13 protein-coding genes and 1 tRNA gene are annotated in these 15,864 nt (G+C 62.9%); 9 read left to right on the top strand and 5 right to left on the bottom strand.

All coding sequences use genetic code 11. The features are described 5' to 3' along the window. Positions 1–787 precede the first annotated feature (787 nt). Positions 788–2,002 (bottom strand): signal recognition particle-docking protein FtsY, encoded by a 1,215-nt coding sequence (ftsY, locus tag ACNH6H_RS16065; RefSeq protein ID WP_418319063.1) that lies wholly within the window; start codon positions 2,000–2,002, stop codon positions 788–790. Positions 2,003–2,093: 91 nt separating this feature from the next. Here ftsY and ACNH6H_RS16060 point away from each other — a divergent pair. The 5 genes from ACNH6H_RS16060 to ACNH6H_RS16040 all read left to right on the top strand — a co-directional run bounded on the left by ACNH6H_RS16060 (position 2,094) and on the right by ACNH6H_RS16040 (position 6,097). Then, positions 2,094–2,170: transfer RNA gene (locus tag ACNH6H_RS16060), tRNA-Met, on the top strand. 77 nt (positions 2,171–2,247) lie between these two features. Further along, on the top strand, positions 2,248–4,050 hold the full coding sequence (locus tag ACNH6H_RS16055; protein ID WP_418319062.1) for a tyrosine-type recombinase/integrase: 1,803 nt from the start codon (positions 2,248–2,250) through the stop codon (positions 4,048–4,050). A 69-nt stretch (positions 4,051–4,119) separates the two neighbouring features. Beyond that, complete coding sequence (locus ACNH6H_RS16050; RefSeq protein ID WP_418319061.1) at positions 4,120–5,124, top strand: hypothetical protein; 1,005 nt, start codon at positions 4,120–4,122, stop codon at positions 5,122–5,124. Continuing rightward, positions 5,121–5,825 carry an AAA family ATPase gene (locus ACNH6H_RS16045; protein ID WP_418319060.1) on the top strand — a complete coding sequence of 235 codons (705 nt, stop codon included), beginning with the start codon at positions 5,121–5,123 and terminating at the stop codon, positions 5,823–5,825. The genes ACNH6H_RS16050 and ACNH6H_RS16045 overlap by 4 nt, the downstream gene beginning before the upstream one ends. After that, positions 5,801–6,097: a hypothetical protein gene (locus ACNH6H_RS16040; protein ID WP_418319058.1), complete on the top strand. Its 297-nt coding sequence runs from the start codon at positions 5,801–5,803 to the stop codon at positions 6,095–6,097. The genes ACNH6H_RS16045 and ACNH6H_RS16040 overlap by 25 nt, the downstream gene beginning before the upstream one ends. 295 nt (positions 6,098–6,392) lie before the next feature. Here the strand turns inward: ACNH6H_RS16040 and istB are convergent, their stop codons facing one another. Together istB and istA are read right to left on the bottom strand one after the other, a co-directional pair. Then, positions 6,393–7,211, bottom strand: coding sequence for an IS21-like element helper ATPase IstB (gene istB, locus ACNH6H_RS16035; RefSeq protein WP_418319057.1), 819 nt, complete (start codon positions 7,209–7,211; stop codon positions 6,393–6,395). Next, positions 7,208–8,701 carry an IS21 family transposase gene (gene istA / locus ACNH6H_RS16030; RefSeq protein WP_418319056.1) on the bottom strand — a complete coding sequence of 498 codons (1,494 nt, stop codon included), beginning with the start codon at positions 8,699–8,701 and terminating at the stop codon, positions 7,208–7,210. Before istA ends, istB begins: the two co-directional genes overlap by 4 nt. A 414-nt stretch (positions 8,702–9,115) precedes the next feature. Between istA and ACNH6H_RS16025 the strand changes: the two genes are divergently transcribed. Then, positions 9,116–10,762, top strand: a complete 1,647-nt coding sequence (locus ACNH6H_RS16025; RefSeq protein ID WP_418319054.1) for a DNA cytosine methyltransferase — start codon at positions 9,116–9,118, stop codon at positions 10,760–10,762. Between the two features lie 266 nt (positions 10,763–11,028). On the opposite strand, the gene ACNH6H_RS16020 is transcribed toward ACNH6H_RS16025, so the two are convergent. Next, positions 11,029–11,610 carry a hypothetical protein gene (locus ACNH6H_RS16020; RefSeq protein ID WP_418319053.1) on the bottom strand — a complete coding sequence of 194 codons (582 nt, stop codon included), beginning with the start codon at positions 11,608–11,610 and terminating at the stop codon, positions 11,029–11,031. Between the two features lie 647 nt (positions 11,611–12,257). On the opposite strand from ACNH6H_RS16020, the gene ACNH6H_RS16015 reads away from it, so the two are divergent. After that, the gene (locus ACNH6H_RS16015) at positions 12,258–13,181 is read left to right on the top strand and encodes a nucleotidyl transferase AbiEii/AbiGii toxin family protein (protein ID WP_418319052.1); all 924 of its coding nucleotides are present in this window, start codon (positions 12,258–12,260) and stop codon (positions 13,179–13,181) included. Here the strand turns inward: ACNH6H_RS16015 and ACNH6H_RS16010 are convergent. Beyond that, on the bottom strand, positions 13,178–14,059 hold the full coding sequence (locus tag ACNH6H_RS16010) for a type IV toxin-antitoxin system AbiEi family antitoxin domain-containing protein (RefSeq protein WP_418319051.1): 882 nt from the start codon (positions 14,057–14,059) through the stop codon (positions 13,178–13,180). The genes ACNH6H_RS16015 and ACNH6H_RS16010 overlap by 4 nt on opposite strands. 1,063 nt (positions 14,060–15,122) lie before the next feature. Here ACNH6H_RS16010 and tnpA point away from each other — a divergent pair. Both tnpA and tnpB read left to right on the top strand, forming a co-directional pair. Next, entirely contained in the window at positions 15,123–15,476 is a 354-nt protein-coding gene (gene tnpA / locus ACNH6H_RS16005) for an IS66-like element accessory protein TnpA (protein WP_418319049.1), read from the top strand. Next, positions 15,473–15,805 (top strand): IS66 family insertion sequence element accessory protein TnpB, encoded by a 333-nt coding sequence (gene tnpB / locus ACNH6H_RS16000; RefSeq protein ID WP_418319048.1) that lies wholly within the window; start codon positions 15,473–15,475, stop codon positions 15,803–15,805. The genes tnpA and tnpB overlap by 4 nt, the downstream gene beginning before the upstream one ends. The last annotated feature ends 59 nt before the right edge of the window (positions 15,806–15,864 follow it).

Below are 15,864 nucleotides of genomic sequence, written 5' to 3'. Positions count from 1 at the left end.
GCTGACTTTTGTGGGAGGGGCTTCAGCCCCGATTCGGAATCTTGGCCCGCGCGCATGCCCTTCGAAGTGCATGCCAAAACCAAGCGGCGCGGCAGGCGGCACCCGGACGTGGCTCATGATGCGGCGGTCCTCGCTGGCGCTCGGACTGCGCTGCGATGCTCGGTCCAGGGTCGCGCGGCGGAACTCGCTACGTTCGCTGCGCTCACTGCGCTCGGACAACCGCCGCGAGCATGTTTGTTGATGCTCGCTGCGCTCGCCGACCCTGAACCTCCGCTTCTCGCCGCCGCATAAATCGCCCCGCCCGGGCACCGCCTTCCGCGCAGTGACGCTGGTGCACTTCGTCGAAGTCCTCGGTGCTGCCGCAGAGGGGCGGGCGGGGGGCTGCTGGCGCGCATATGCGCAGCCGAGAAGCGGAGGTCTTGTGGCCCGCGAGCGCAGCGAGCATCAACAACTGGCTTGTCGCGGACTGTTTGAGCGCAACGAGCGAAGCGAGTGCAGCGAGTTTCCGCGACGGGCCACAAGACCGAGCATCGCAGGGGACCCGAGCGCCCGGCGCGAGGGCAAGCATCTAAGCGCAAGCGGCCGCCCGACCGCGCCTTTGCTCTCGCCTCTGGGCCCGAACATTCGCAGTTGTGCAAGAGCCAATCGGGGCTGAAGCCCTCCCACAAAAGTCAGCGGCGCATGCGAGCAGGACAGCCGCTCCGGGCCGTTCCCCGACACCCATCGTGGCCCAGCACTCCTCCGACCAAACGCAGCGGAGCGAGCGAACCGACTGCGTGACGGTCGATCAGCCCAGCAGCGCCTGCGCAAACTCGCGGGCATTGAAGGTCTGCAGGTCTTCGAGCTGCTCGCCGACGCCGATGAAATAGATCGGCACGCCACCGGCGCCGGGCTTGGCCGCCGCGCGCTCGCGTGACCACAAGGCAATCGCCGCCATCACGCCGCCTTTGGCGGTGCCGTCGAGCTTGGTGACGATCAGGCCGGTCAGCTGCAGCGCCTCGTCGAAGGCCTTGACCTGACTCAGTGCGTTCTGGCCGGTATTGCCGTCGATCACCAGCAGCACCTCGTGCGGCGCATCCGGTTGTGCCTTCGTGATCACGCGCTTGATCTTCTTCAGCTCTTCCATCAGATGCAGCTGGGTCGGCAATCGGCCCGCCGTATCCGCGATCACGACATCGCTGCGCCGCGCGCGGCCGGCAGCGACCGCGTCGAAGGCAACTGCCGCCGGGTCGCCACCGGTCTGGCTGACAAATTCAACCGGTGCCGGCGGTGCCAGGCCGGCCGCGCGTGCGCCACCGGCCGAATGGGCATCGGACCGTTCGGCCCATACGGCCAGCTGCTCGCGCGCGGCAGCGCGGAAGGTATCGGCGGCGGCCAGCAGCACCTTCTGGCCGTGGTCGGACAGATAACGGGTCAGCTTGCCGATGCTGGTCGTCTTGCCGGCGCCATTGACACCGACCACCATCATCACCGTCGGCGAATACTGGCCGACGACCAGCGCCTTCTCGAGCGGCTGCAGCAGATCGACGATCGCTTCGGACAACAACTCCTTCACCTTCATCGGGTCGGTCTCTCGCGCCTGCTTGACGCGGCGCCGCAGATCGTCGAGCAGGAACTGCGTCGCCTTCACGCCGGTATCCGACATCAGCAACGCCGCTTCGAGCTCCTCATACAGCTGCTCGTCGACCTTGGTCGTCGTGAAAACCGCCGACAGCGCCGAGCCGGTCTTGCGCAGGCCGCCGCGCAGCTTCTTGCGCCAGGCCTCGCGGGCGGCAATCTCGGCAGCGATCTGCGCCGAGATCTCCTCGGCACTCGGCCCGGGCAATGGCTCGGCAAGGAAGGCAAACGGGTCGTGTGCCGGCTCCTCGGTTGCAGGCTCGGCACTGCGCTTCGAGACATTGATCGAAGCGGCTTCGAGCTCTTCGGCTGACGGCCCCTGTTGCGCAGCCTTGGCCGCTGCCTCGGCAGCAGCCGCCTTGCGCTTTTTGAAAAAACTGAACATCTGTGGATGATGACGGAAAAGCGACAGCCCGATGCGGGCACGTCGACGCGTGGCAGGGAGTGTCCGCGCCACGCTATAATCTTGGGCTTGAGGCGCTTTAGCTCAGTCGGTTAGAGCGACGGAATCATAATCCGCAGGTCCGGGGTTCGAGTCCCTGAAGCGCCACCAAATCCAAAGAAGGGCTGCTAAGTCAATTGCTTAGCAGCCCTTTTGCATGTGGCCGGGTATCCACTTGAGGTATCCACTTGGCCGCCCGACGCCCTGCCCGACTCGCCCGGAACCGCCACGGCGTCTTCTGCCTGCGATGGATCGTGCCCAAGCGGTTCCGGGATGCCGATGGAAAACCCCGAGAGGTGCGCGTCTCGCTGCGCACCCGTGATGCACAGCGCGCCCGCATCCTGGCCATGGAGATCAACCTGGCCTACGAAAGGGTGCTGCAGATGACCAAGAACTTCGATCCCCGCCAGATGAGCGTGCCCTGGACGCTCGCCGTGGGAGACCTCCGAGTGGACGTGGCCGACGAAAAGGATCTGGCGTCCTTCAATGCCTTTCTCGAGAAACACCCCGAGATCAAGCAGACCATCCTCAAGAAGATCGAGCAGGGCATGTCGCCCGACCAGGTGCTCAGTCTGGCCCAGAAGCTCCTGGCCGACAAGCCGGCGCCGGTGGCTGCAGCGTTGCTCGCCGTGGACGGTTTTCCGACCGTCAGCGGCCCGGCTGCACCAGCGGGCATCACACCCGTCAAGCTGCTGGAGGCCATCGACAACTACGCCGGCACGCGCGAGAGCCTGTCTGGCAATCGTGGCAGCACTGCCTCCGAAAAGCGCCGCACCATGGAACTGATGGTCGAGTTCATGGGGAGATGCGGCTTCGACATCGAGAAGACGTTCGTCCACCAGATCGGCCGCATCCAGTGCCTGGACTTCATTCACCACTACACCAGTCGGGGTGGGAAAGCGCCGACGGCATCAACGGTGTCTAAGGCAGCCAACAAGGGGGGCCGACCTCCCAAGGCTGCCACCGGTCTGGCTGCGCGGACGGTCATCAAGGCCGTGGGACACCTGCGGGAGTTCTGCAACTTCGCCGTGGCCAAACAGATGATGGCGAGCAACCCGATCGACGATGCGTTCGAGTCATCGATCGATGGCATCAGGAAAAAGGCGTCCGTCGCGCGCAAGAACAACAGCTACCGGTCCATGAGCATCGACGAGCTGCAGAAGATCTTCGATCCAGAGACGCATCTCGGCTTCAACTCCACTGCCGACTACTTCTGGATCGCGCTGCTCGGATTGTTTACCGGCGCCCGACTCGGCGAGTTGATGACACGCCAACTCGATGACATCCGGGTGGATCCCCGCAGCGGCCTGCTGGTGCTTCGAATCTTCGATGAGACCGGCGAACAGCTGAAGACCAGGAATTCCCAAAGGCTGGTGCCCATCGCGCAGCGCCTGCTGGAGATCGGCTTCGGACGCTATGTCGAGCACGTCCGTTCGCTGGGAGCAACCAAACTGTTCCCGCACCTCAAAGAGGCAGCAACGCGCGGCACCGACCCGACCAAGAACCAATCTCGACGGTTCTCGGAGTACCTGAAACACATCGGGCTCAAGGAAGGCGACCTGGTGTTCCACAGTTTCCGGCACACCGCGATTACCGTGATGCACGTCGGCGGCGTGCCCCTGATGGACACCGAACTCATCGCGGGGCACGCTGCCCAGGACCTGGTGCGTGAGATCGACAACGTGAACGGGGGCGGTCGCAGGAGTTGGTCTGCCACTCAGCCGACGACCTACATCCATGCCGACACCTACGAGCGCGACGGTCAGAGCCTGATGAGCAGGCTCAAGGGCCACATCGACAGGACCCTGGATTTCGACCTGGACTACCCGGGCCTGGCCTGTGCCGCGGAGATCGTCCAGCAGAACACCACCGTGACCCTGGAGGCGGGCAGGCCCGTCTTCAAGTCGGGCTGGCACACGAATGCCAAGGCGTACACCGAGAAGATGTTGGCTCAGCTGAAAGCCTGCAGGAGCAAGACCGCCGCGGGCTGATCAACCCCGCGTTTCCGGTCTCGCCACCTCCCGCGTTTCGCCTGAGCCGATTCACGCATTAACGTGGAGATGACTGAAATGGAAATGCAGCCTGAAATCAGAACCGAAACGCCGGAGACCTGCCTGTCCTACGAGCGGATTGCCGGCGTGGTCTGCCGGCATGCCGAACGCATGCGGCAGCGCGGTGACCTCGGGACAATCACGGACCGGAACCTGGCGATGGCCCTGGCCTGGACGGACCGCCTGCCGCACCTTCAGCCGGCTTCGGCACGGCTGTATCGCGCGGCCGTTCTCTATGCCATTGAGCAGTGTCCAGGTCCGATGGACGTGGATGCCCTGCAGATCCTCACGCCGGAGTGCTCGGAGGACGAAACCGAGCGTTCTCACCGGCTGGGCGAGGAGCGCGAGGCCAATCTGACCACGCTGCGCGGTGCGCAGCAGCGAGCCGAGCACCTGTCGAAGGAGGACTGGCATGCGCTGCAGAGGGCGCTCCGGGCATCTCGCAGCGCATGGGGCACTGTGGCCGCCGACTGGCTCGTGTGTTCTCGAGCGACGAGTCTGCGGCCATGCGAATGGCCGAATGCCCTCCTCGATGGCGCCAAGCTCAAGGTCGACAACGCGAAAGCCACAAACCGGCGCGCGCACGGGAAACAGCGCACGATCGACCTGCACCTGGCGAGCATTGAGTTGCTGGATCTGATCAGGTCTTTCATCAGGACTGTTGGCAAACATCAAGGTCAAGACTTCGAGCACATGTACAACCGCGTCCGGGATCTGATCGCAGACGTTTCCAGGCGTACGCTGTCGAAGCGCCGGCGCTACCCCACTCTGTACACGGCACGGCACATGTTTGCATCGGCGGCCAAGACGACGTTCTCGAAGGAAGGCGTCGCCGCTTTGATGGGCCATGCCAGCATGGAAACTGCCGCGCGCCATTACGCAGCCGCCCGCCATGCGCGTGACGGCTTTCCGCTCGAAGTGACGCCGGATCCCCACGACGTCGCTGCTGTTCGGCAACTCCAATCGGCGAAACAGGCGATCGCATTCATAGCCGAGCAGGACGCCCGGGCATGACCACCACGCAAAGCCGTCTACCAGCCGGCCCATTCCCACGTCATCGTGCAGGACTACGCAGCGTCGCCGTGTTCTCGCAAAAGGGCGGCAGCGGGAAGAGCACTGTCGCGATCCATCTTGCCGTGATGGCGTCACGAGGCCATCGTGTTCTTCTCGTCGACGCCGATCCTCAGGGAACGGTGGCTGCATGGGGCGCTTCGCGGACACGCCCTGCTCCCATGATCGTCCGCGCCGACCCGACCAATCTGGTGGAGGTGATCACGTCAGCGCAGCGAGAGAACTTCGAAATCGTTGTCGTCGATTGCCCACCCCACGCGGTGGCCGGAACTGCAGCCCTGCTCCGTCTAGTCGACCATGTGATCACGCCGGTACAGCCCACGATGCCCGACATCGCAGCCACGAAAAGCACCGTCGCCATGGTCACAGCGGCGGGCAAGCCGATCTCCTTCGTTATCAACCGGGCGCCGCCTCGCGCAGCGGAAGTGGTGCAAGCGCGAGAAGCGCTCTCGCCCCTTGGTCCGGTTTCGCCAATCACCCTGGGCGACCGGCGGGCCTATGCACGCGCACTGACCGACAACCTGGCGGTCAGCGAATGCGCACGCGGCGACGACAAGGCCGTCGCGGAAGTTCTGCGGTATTGGATCTGGCTAGACGGTCATTTCTTGGAGGTTGACACATGGCAACGACGACGAGCAGCCTGACGAAGTACAGCGTCAGGCCTTCCGGGATGGAAGCGCAGCAGACAACGATTTCGGATCCGACGGTTCCAGATCAATTCGCCGCTCCATCAAAGGTCAAGGGCGGCCGCGGAACGGGTCGTCGCGTGGGAGTGGCGGTGCGGCTCGGCCACGAGGACTGGGCACGTCTGCACGACTTGGCCGTCCGGGAGCGCACTTCGCTACAGGGTCTGATCGTCGCAGGCCTGAGCAATCTGATGGAGCAGCGAGGTCTGCCGCCTCTGTCGGGTCGATGACGCGATGGCATGTCACCACGTAATCACGTCACTTCGCCAGACTTCCCGGTGACCAGATCCGGCGCCAGGACGCTCATCCACCCAGAGGCGTGGCCGGCGTCAACTATCCTGACCGCTCGACGACAACTATCTTGGCCGGGGGGGCACGGGTGTAGTTGTCGTTTACGGTCGTTCTGGTTCTGGGGTTTGTGATCTCCTTCATCGTCGAGCGGTGGGTAAGTCACGGACCCCGCAGGGGCTGTCCACAGGCTTGTCCTGTGGGCAGGGGACTTGTCCACCGCGGCTTCCCCCGCGCTCAGGTTGCGTGGTCGGCCGTTGTAGTTGTCGTCGGTTTCGCGTCGGTCCTTCTCCCGCTGGGCTGAGCCGCGTGCGCCGCCCGTCGGCGATAGCTCTCCACGTTCATCTCCAGGATCGTCGAGTGATGCACCAGCCGGTCGACTGCGGCCAGGGTCATCGCCGGGTCGACGAACACGTCGCTCCACTGGGAGAACGGCGTGTTGGCCGTGATAGCGAGGCTCTTGCGTTCGTAGCGCTCGGCGATCAACTCAAACAGCACCGAGGTCTCGGCCTGGTCGCGGCGGACGTAGCTCAGATCGTCCAGGATCAGCAGGTCGAAGCGGTCGAGCTTGGCCAGCTCCTGCGGCAGCCGCAGGTCGCGCCGGGCCGCCTGCATGCGCTGGACGAGGTCGCTGCACCGGGTGAACAGCACGCGGCGCCCGGCATCGACGAGCGCGTGACCGAGCCCGCTCACCAGATGGCTCTTGCCGACGCCCGGCGGGCCGAACAGCAACACGTTGGCGCCGCGGTCGATCCACTCATGACCTTCAGCCAACGCCATCACCTGCGCCTTGGAGACGCTGGGTACCGCCGCGAAGTCGAAGCTCGACAATCGCTTGTCCGGTGTCAGGCAGGATTCGGCGCGGTGGCGGTCGATGCGGCGCAACTCGCGCTCGGCGATCTCATGCTCCATCAGCGCTTCCAGCAGCCGCTGCCCGGGCCAGCCCTCACGGTCGGACTGCGCGCACAGGTCATCGGCCAGCCGCTTGATCGTCGGCAGCCGCAGCTCGGTGAGCATCAGCGCCAGACGCCCGGATGGCAGCGTCGTCGCGCTCATGGCGACACCTCGATCAGTACGTCGTAGTCCTGCAGCGGCGGCAACTGCACCGACACCGCCGGCAATTCGGCGATGGGCGGTTTCAGTAGCGCGCTCAGCGCATTCAGATCGGGCAATTGGTCGAGCTCGATCAGCTGCTCAAGTTCCTCGGCGAGTTGTGCCTCATGGCCGTCGGCGGCCAACGAGAGCAGGCCCACGATCGTCTTGCAGGCTTCGCGCTCTGCAAGTGCTGCTGACAGGCGTTCCCAGGTGCGGCGGTAGATGTCGCGGGGGAATACCGCATCGCGCAGCACCCAGCGGGCGAAGGCGCCGGGCTTGCGCCTGAGCGCGGCCACCAGGTGCCTATAGTCGATGTTGCGCGGGTGCCGCTGGCCGTCGCGGTGGGTCGCGCGGCTGCGCTCGAGCACGCATTGGCCGCCCAGCCAGCACTCGATGTGCTGCGCATACTGGCGAACCGTCAGGCGGTGTCCGATCAGTTGGCTTGGCGCGCTGTACTGCACGCCCTTGACGGTGAAGATGGCGTATTTGCTGACCCGCGCCGGGAACTCCTCGAACTCAGCCGTGCGGCGCGCCGGCAGCGGCCGCAGCATGGTCCGCTCGACAGCCAGCCGGGTGGCGGCGCGGGCGTTGAAGCGCTGCACGATGGTCTCGACGAAGGCCTCGTAGTCGGCGCGCTCGTCGAAGCGTCGGGTACCGCGCAATCGCAACGCCTGATCGAGCGCGGTCTTGAGCGAATCGTGCCGCGACTCGATCGAACCATTCTCATGCGACTGGCTCGGGTTGCAGCGGCTCGCGCGCATGCCGTAGTGCTGGCACAGGCCCTCGTACCGGCGGGTCAGCTCCTGCGCCTCGGCCAGGTTGTTGAACGCCGCCGACAGGCTGTCGGTGCGATGCTCCTCGGGAACCCCGCCCAGGCGCCACAGCGCGGCCTGCAGCCCGCCGGACAGCGCAGCGAAGCTCTCCCCCTCGGTGAGAACGACGGCGTGCCGCCACCCCGAATGCGCGAGCGCGAACTGGTACAGCCGGTGGTTGAACGCGATCCCGTCGATCTTCACTTCCAGGTCGTCGGCAACAGTGAAGTCCGACAGTCCCAGCCGGCCCGGCGGGTGCTCCTGGGCGAAGTAAACGTCGCATTCGGCGCCATGCACCGCGCGCCACTGACGGACGCGACGTTGGAGCGTACGCAGCACGGCACCGCCGTACTGGCCAGGATGCCGGCGCTGCAGTTCCTCCAGCAGCGTCACGGCGTTGAGTTGGGCATCTGCCTGCAGCAGTGGGACGACTTCCGCTTCCCACACCTCGGCCAGTGGATCCGATCGGGTCCGCCAGCTCCTGGCGGGCCGCTGCGAGGGCAGTTGAGCCGCATCTTCGATGCGCCGCGCACTGCGTTCGCTGATTCCCGCCTTGGCGGCGGCCGCCACCTGCGAGAACTTGTTGCGATGTTGTTTGTACTTGAGCACTTGGTGGTCCGTGATTCTCTTGCCGGGCATTCCGGGGTCTCGACATGTTCGATGACCCCACGGTAAGCCCCGCGTCCCGGACCTGCCGGCTTCGATCTCAACCGGCCAAGATAGTTGTCGTCAGCCGGCCAAGATCATTGTCGCCAACCACAGAGGCGGGACCCCACGTCACCGACACAGTGCAAACCCCACGGTGTAGCGCGCTACCAACGTATGCGGGTGGCCTCGCAAACGCTCAAACTGAACCAAGCTGGTGGTTCAGGTAGGCCAGCCTTCGGGCTGGCCTTTCCGTTTGGTTCCTGTCACTCCGCCCAGAGCCGGCCGCCGCTTCGTTCCGGCTGATTTGATGCACCGTGTTCCGATACGAATTCCTTAGAGCCTGGCAGAATGCTGCACCGCGAGCCCAGGAATCCCCCAGTGACAGTCGCGCCACTCGGTACATAAATGCAGAGAAAAAGAGATCAAATCCCGGTCATTGATCTGTTTGCAGGTCCCGGGGGACTGTGCGAAGGTTTTTCGTCGGTTCTGGATTCGACCGGCGAGCGAGCCTTTGCCGTCAAGGTGTCGATCGAGAAGGATCCAGTTGCTCACAGGACACTCTTCCTTCGATCGATATTCCGCAAGTTTCCCAGGGGCAAGGCCCCGGACTGCTACTACGAATATGTCCGCGGCAATCTTTCGCGCGAGCAGTTCCTTGACCAGCCGGAAATCAAGGACGCGGCCGCTCAGGCAGCCAATGAGGCCAAGTGCGCAGAGCTCGGGGTGACCCCGCCGGGGATAGTCGACGAATGGATACGAAAGGGTCTGGAAAACCAGACCGAATGGGTGCTCATTGGGGGCCCCCCTTGCCAAGCCTATTCGCTTGCCGGTCGTTCGCGGCTCCGCAGCAAGGACGTGAAGAAGTTCGAATCCGACGCCAAGCACTTTCTCTACACCGAATACCTGCGGATCATTCAGAACTTCGCCCCAACCGTCTTCGTGATGGAGAACGTGAAGGGGATGCTCAATTCCAAGAATTCGGGCAAGCGCATCTTTGAGCAGATCCTTGCCGACCTGAAAGCGCCGCGTCCCGACTTGAGCTACGAAGTACGCTCCTTCGTGGTGCACAAGGCGGATGGCAAGCTCGATCCAAACGACTATGTGATCGAAGCCGATGACCACGGCATTCCGCAGAGCCGGCATCGAGTGATCCTCTTCGGCATTCGTTCCGACGTGGCTGCGGTGACCCCGGCGCTCTCCGAGCGCCCCGAGAGCTTTCTCCTTCGCAAGCTCATGAAGAAGGTCGGGGTCAGCGCAGCACTGGCCGGCCTGCCACCGCTCCGCAGCCGCCTGTCCCAGGAGACTGATTCACCAGAGGCGTGGATCGAGGCTGTTCGAGCGTCGCCTCATTCACTCAAAGGATGGCGCGCGCCGCTACGCAGTGTCATCGAGGACACAATGGAGAAGTTCATCAAAAAGGCCGAGAAGCAGGACACGTCTGGAGCGCCTTTCGTTGAAACCGAGGTCGCCCCCGGTGGTGCCATGCCCCGGAGCCTGCAGGATTGGTATCTCGACCCGAAACTGGGCGGAGTCCTGCACCATGAAACGCGACGGCATATGCGATCCGACCTGCATCGCTACATGTTCGCCGCCTGCTTCGCCGCGACGCAGAAATACGCACCAGACCTGCGCAATTTCCCGCCGCGGCTGCTCCCTGACCATGTGAACGTGGACCAGGAGACGATTCCATTCAAGGACCGCTTCCGGGTTCAGATGGGCCAGCATCCTTCGTCCACGGTGGTGGCCCACATCAAGAAGGACGGGCATTACTACATCCACCCTGATCCGGGACAGTGCCGCAGTCTGACTGTGCGCGAGGCCGCCCGATTGCAGACCTTTCCGGACAACTACTTCTTCGAGGGCAACCGGACCGAGCAATACGGCCAGATCGGCAACGCAGTCCCACCGCTGCTGGCCAAGCAGATCGCCCAAGTCATTCTCGACTTCATGTCATCGCCACGTACGCAAGTTTCCCCCGCAGAAGTCGTGCGAGGGGCGGTTCCCCATGCCCGCCTCGGCGCGGTCAATTTCGACGACGCGACTATGGCCTGACCGCCGCAACGATGCTTACGGTCCGCCGTCGGCCAGCACTGACTTGCCGCGGTGATTGGCCGCATCCGCAGGCTTGGGGCGGGTAGTCCGCTACGCTCCACTGCTGAGGTCCCGATGAACAGACTCCCCAGTACTCATCAGGGTCTGGAGGTCAATTTGGATTCGCCACGACTGGCATTGTGGTTTCAGCTTCAAGATTCCAAACTTCGTGCTCTGGCGGCTCCTTACCATCTGTGTATCGTGCCCAAGCGCTGCGTAGGTTAGCGTCAAGCATCGTTGCGGACGTGCCCGGCAGCCGATTGACTATTGAGCAAGTGCAGCAGCTCTTGGCCAAGTTCAAGAAGCTCGCTCCGTGTGTCGGCGTGAAGCCGTCCATGATTCGCGGTGAGCCACGACACAAAGGGTTCCTTTACGTCGTCGATACCTTCGAAGTTGATGGAGGACCACCAGAGCGAGAAGGCCTGAAGTTCTACGGACTTGATGCAGCCAAGACCGTCGTAAACAGATAGCGCGATTGAGATGAGCGCTTCATTCTCTTCTTCAGGCATACCGAGGATGACAGCGTCGGGATCGCGATCTGCGTGCTTGAAGAAGTTGCCTGCTCGATTGAAGCCCTTCCAGAACTCGCCCTTCTTCCCTGCGGCAGCCAGCGCCTCTGCTACGGCAAGCACGTTCTTGGAGCAGCGGTCGGCGGCAACGTCCTTGAGGATGCCGAAGGCAGCGAACGCAAGTGTGTGGGTGGAGATCGCGTCACCACCCGCGAAAAGCAGTGAGATCGCGGTCTCCAGCTGGCGCCGAGCTGCATCAAGCTTGGTGCTTTGGATTTCGGGCCAAGCGTCAGCGGACATGGTTTCTGCGATGCCTAACGAGATTGGGCAATAACCCGATCTTCAGCTGATGTCAGGGGCCATTCGTGGCGATGATCTCGGCCGATCCGCATGGGGTTTTGAATCGACGTTTCAATGATTCCGATTGGATCCGAAGCCGCCTGATGCGTCAATTCAGCCCTCCGGCAGGCCTTGCGTTGCGCGCGGTTCGCGTTCCCAACAGCAACACGGCCTGATCCTGCTGGCTTGGCCGCGCATACATTTCGCGCATGTGCAGATCAGACCCACCCGGTCGTTTACCGGAATCACCTGCACCCACCTGCAATGAATGCGGCGCCGGCCGTCGTCGGTTGAGGGCGATGTGGTGAGGGCGGTGGCAGTTAGGGCATGGAGGAGACGGTAGCGGTCGTTCCGCTCTTGGAATGACCCAGTCGATGCTGGCTTGCCGCCGTCCCCCTGGCCTGCCGCAGTGCAGGAAGGGGGCAGGAGTAAGTTCATCCTACAAGTGCCGGAAGTCGGGGTGCAACCCGTGCGTCGTTCCTAATTCAGCGACCGTATGGACGGTCGCGTTCAACGGCGCGCCATCGTGCTGTCCCCTTCAGAAAATCGCGGCAGCTGTGGTCGGCCAGGCCAGTATGCTGATGACATTCACTTGGCCCGGAGGGTGTGTGGCAAAAAGCAAAGACGGAAGGAGAGACGACGACTTGGCCGTGCTTGAGCGCGTGAAGCGTCTCGCGGTGATGGCCATGTTCTCGGACGATGAGCTGCTCGACGAGCTCGTGCTCAAGGGCGGCAACGCCATGGCCCTCATTCACAAGCTGACCTCGCGGGAATCCGTCGACCTCGACTTCTCAATGCGGCACGACTTTCCCGATGGTGTCGAGGCCATGACCGCGCGCATCGGCCGCGCCCTGGAGCGCACATTCCCGCCAGCGGGTTTCGTGCCATTCGATCTGAAGATGGCCAAGAAGCCAGCCAACATCTCGCCCGACATGGCTGGCTTTTGGGGCGGCTACGCGGTCGAGTTTAAGCTCGTCACGCATGAGCAGTTTGCCGCGCACAAGGACAACCTCGAGGAGTTGCGCCGCGAAGCGCTCAGCATCGGTCAGGGCAAGAAATTCCTCATCGACATCAGTCGGTTCGAGTACGTCGCCGACAAGGAGGAGACCGACCTTGAGGGCTACCGCATCTACGTGTATTCCCCGACGATGATTGCGTGCGAGAAACTGCGCGCCATTTGCCAGCAAATGGCGGAGTATGCGCCGATCGTCAAGCGTAGCAACGGCCGCCCAGGCTCACAGCGCGCGCGTGACTTCCTCGACATCCATACGCTCGTCGATTGCCTGGCGCTCGACCTGGTCGCGCCCAAGGCCGTCGACATGACGCGCGAGATGTTCGCGCTCAAGCATGTTCCGCTAGACTTTTTGGGCAAGATCGTAGAGCAGCGTGAGTTCCACCGGCAGGGGTTTCCCTCGGTGCAGGCGACGGTCGCACCTGGCTTCAAACTGCAGAGCTTCGATTTCTACTTCGACTACGTCGTCGACCTCGCTGCGCGTGTGCTAGTCGCGTCCAAGGCATCCGAGATGGGCTAGAACCCTTTGGGCACATGTAGCCGCCAGGCCTTGTCGTACCTGGTCTCCGCCATCTCATGCGTCAGGTAGAAATCGAATTTCATCGGGAACCGCCGCATCAGATCGAGCGAGCTTGACCGGTAGCCGGCGCGCTCGAGGTAGAAGCCGATGGCTTGGTGATACGGATAGCCGAATTCGAGCTTTCTGAGCATTGCGCCCATCGCGTTGACCGACACCGCGTCCTTCGCCTGCTCGAAGGCCTTGGCCACCTCGTACACGCCCCCGCTGTAGACGGGGCGCACTGCGGCATCGATCAGCGTGCGCTCGATGTTGGTGACCTGAACGAGCTCTTTCGAGCTAGGCCCGGCGGGGTGGGAGATGACGCCCTCCGATCCCGTGTAGGCGCTGTTCAGCAACACGATGCGCTGTTTGCCGAACTCGACCGCGTTGTTGCTGACCCGTGCCGGCCGGCGAAACGCCTCATCGATCGCGGCTTGGTCGAGTTCTGAGGCGTTGGTCGCACTCAGCTCCGATCGTTCGTGACTGATATAGATGGTCTTGGGGACCTGCTCGGTCAGCCCATGCAACCGCATGGCGGTGTAGTGGCTGAAGTAGCTCTTGGCCTTGAGGTGCTGCAGCACCTCGAGCGTGGGCACGTCCCCCCAGACGTACAACGTCTCCGGCCGGCTGGGGAATTCAAAGGCGTGCTTTTTTAGCTCGCCACTTTTCAACAGGAACTTGATGAACGCGTCGACCGTCGTGCTCTGCGCTAACCGCCAGCCGCCTCGCTCTGCCGACAGGAGGGCGCTGATCTCTCGCAGCTTGAACACCTTCCGGGGCTGCGCAGCAAAAAACTGCAGGATGTCCGGCTTGGCAATTTGGAGGCGTGACCGGTTCATGCGATGTGTTTACTTTTTTCCGTGCTGGGTGGCATACATGCCATCCAGCATAATAAAGAGTCAAAGATTGGTCAAGAGCGAACCGCAAGACTTCTCAGTTCTCTTCCCTCCCCAGCGCGAGGAAGGCTTGACTTTCTTTCAGTTCTGCTTCATGCTATGTGGCATGTATGCCACATAGAACTGGGATACATGCCTACTCCTATGCGGCGCCTGGCTTCCTTCTAGATGCCCGAAGTGCGGCAGCTTGGCCGGGTCGGCAAACCGCAAGAGCCTTCTCAGATCTCTTCCCTCGCCAGCGCGATGGAAGGCTTGACTTTCTTTCAGTTCTGCTTCATGCTATGTGGCATGCATGCCACATAGCACCGGTATACATGCCTACTTTTATGCGGCGCCTGGTTTCCTTCTAGATGCCCGAAGTGCGGCAGCTTGGCCGGGTCGGCAAACCGCAAGAGCCTTCTCAGATCTCTTCCCTCGCCAGCGCGAATGGAAGGCTTGACTTTCTTTCAGTTCTACATCATGCTATGTGGCATGCATGCCACGTAGCACCGGTATACATGCCTACTCCTATGCGGCGCCTGGTTTCCTTCTAGATGCCCGAAGTGCGGCAGCTTGGCCGGGTCGGCAAACCGCAAGAGCCTTCTCAGATCTCTTCCCTCGCCAGCGCGATGGAAGGCTTGACTTTCTTTCAGTTCTACATCATGCTACGTGGCATGCATGCCACGTAGCACCGGTATACATGCCTACTCCTATGCGGCGCCTGGCTTCCTTCTAGATGCCCGAAGTGCGGCAGCTTGGCCGGGTCGGCAAACCGCAAGAGCCTTCTCAGATCTCTTCCCTTGCCAGCGCGATGGAAGGCTTGACTTTCTTTCAGTTCTACATCATGCTATGTGGCATGCATGCCACGTAGCATGATGCCATGCACGTTTCCCATGTGTCGTGCATCGGTCAAAGGACAGCACACCGCAGCTGTGGGACCTTGAGCGGTATCCGTCCGGCAAAGTCATCTTGAGTCGTCCGGCGACGTCGGAGACGATGGTGTCCACCAAGGAGGTAGGTGGACCCCATGGAAGAGGCCAAGACAGGGATCGCGGTTCGGCGTCGCCACGATCGCGAGTTGAAGCAAAGAGTGTTGCAGGAGTGTCGCCAGCCGGGCGCCTCGGTGGCGCAGGTTGCGATGAACAACGGCCTGAACACCAACCTGGTCCACAAGTGGCGCCGGCTGGCTGAGCGAAGCGAGTCGCCGGTCGCTGCGGTGAGCCAAGCGCCAGCGTTCATTCCCGTGGCCTTGCCCAGCAGCCCGCAACCGCTGCCCGATCTGCGCATCGAACTCCGCCGCGGCGCGACGACGATCATCGTGACTTGGCCGATCGCCGCGGCCGCCGAGTGTGCAAGCTGGATGCGCGAGTTGCTGCGGTGATCCGTGTCGACTCGTTGTGGCTGGCCGTGGAGCCGCTGGACATGCGCTCCGGCACGGAAGCCGCGTTGGCAAGGGTGGTCACGGTGTTCGGCGAGGCCCGCCCGCACCACGCCTACCTGTTCGCCAATCGCCGTGCCAATCGGATGAAGGTGCTCGTGCACGATGGCATCGGTGTATGGCTGGCCGCTCGGCGCCTGAACAGCGGCAAGTTCGTCTGGCCGAAGGATGCGGCGGCGACGGCCTCGCTCAGTCGAGCGCAGTTCGATGCGCTGGTGCTTGGCCTGCCGTGGCAGCGCGTGGGCGAGGCCGGAATCATTCGGGTTCTGTAGAGCGGCGCAATAGTCGCTTCTGCCGATGTGCAACAGCGCATCGATGCGGCACGATCACG

Origin of the sequence: Pseudideonella sakaiensis, assembly GCF_048320135.1 — a bacterium.
Taxonomy (GTDB): Bacteria; Pseudomonadota; Gammaproteobacteria; order Burkholderiales; family Burkholderiaceae_C; genus Ideonella_A; species Ideonella_A sakaiensis_A.
Note: the sequence above shows the minus strand (reverse complement) of the source record. Positions and strands in the feature narration are given on the sequence as shown.

Coding starts and splice junctions, on each gene's coding strand:
- ftsY (WP_418319063.1), bottom strand. CDS start 2,002: ATGTTCAGTTTTTTCAAAAAGCGCAAGGCGGCTGCTGCCGAGGCAGCG.
- ACNH6H_RS16050 (WP_418319061.1), top strand. CDS start 4,120: ATGACTGAAATGGAAATGCAGCCTGAAATCAGAACCGAAACGCCGGAG.
- ACNH6H_RS16045 (WP_418319060.1), top strand. CDS start 5,121: ATGACCACCACGCAAAGCCGTCTACCAGCCGGCCCATTCCCACGTCAT.
- ACNH6H_RS16040 (WP_418319058.1), top strand. CDS start 5,801: ATGGCAACGACGACGAGCAGCCTGACGAAGTACAGCGTCAGGCCTTCC.
- istB (WP_418319057.1), bottom strand. CDS start 7,211: ATGAGCGCGACGACGCTGCCATCCGGGCGTCTGGCGCTGATGCTCACC.
- istA (WP_418319056.1), bottom strand. CDS start 8,701: ATGCCCGGCAAGAGAATCACGGACCACCAAGTGCTCAAGTACAAACAA.
- ACNH6H_RS16025 (WP_418319054.1), top strand. CDS start 9,116: ATGCAGAGAAAAAGAGATCAAATCCCGGTCATTGATCTGTTTGCAGGT.
- ACNH6H_RS16020 (WP_418319053.1), bottom strand. CDS start 11,610: ATGTCCGCTGACGCTTGGCCCGAAATCCAAAGCACCAAGCTTGATGCA.
- ACNH6H_RS16010 (WP_418319051.1), bottom strand. CDS start 14,059: ATGAACCGGTCACGCCTCCAAATTGCCAAGCCGGACATCCTGCAGTTT.
- tnpA (WP_418319049.1), top strand. CDS start 15,123: ATGGAAGAGGCCAAGACAGGGATCGCGGTTCGGCGTCGCCACGATCGC.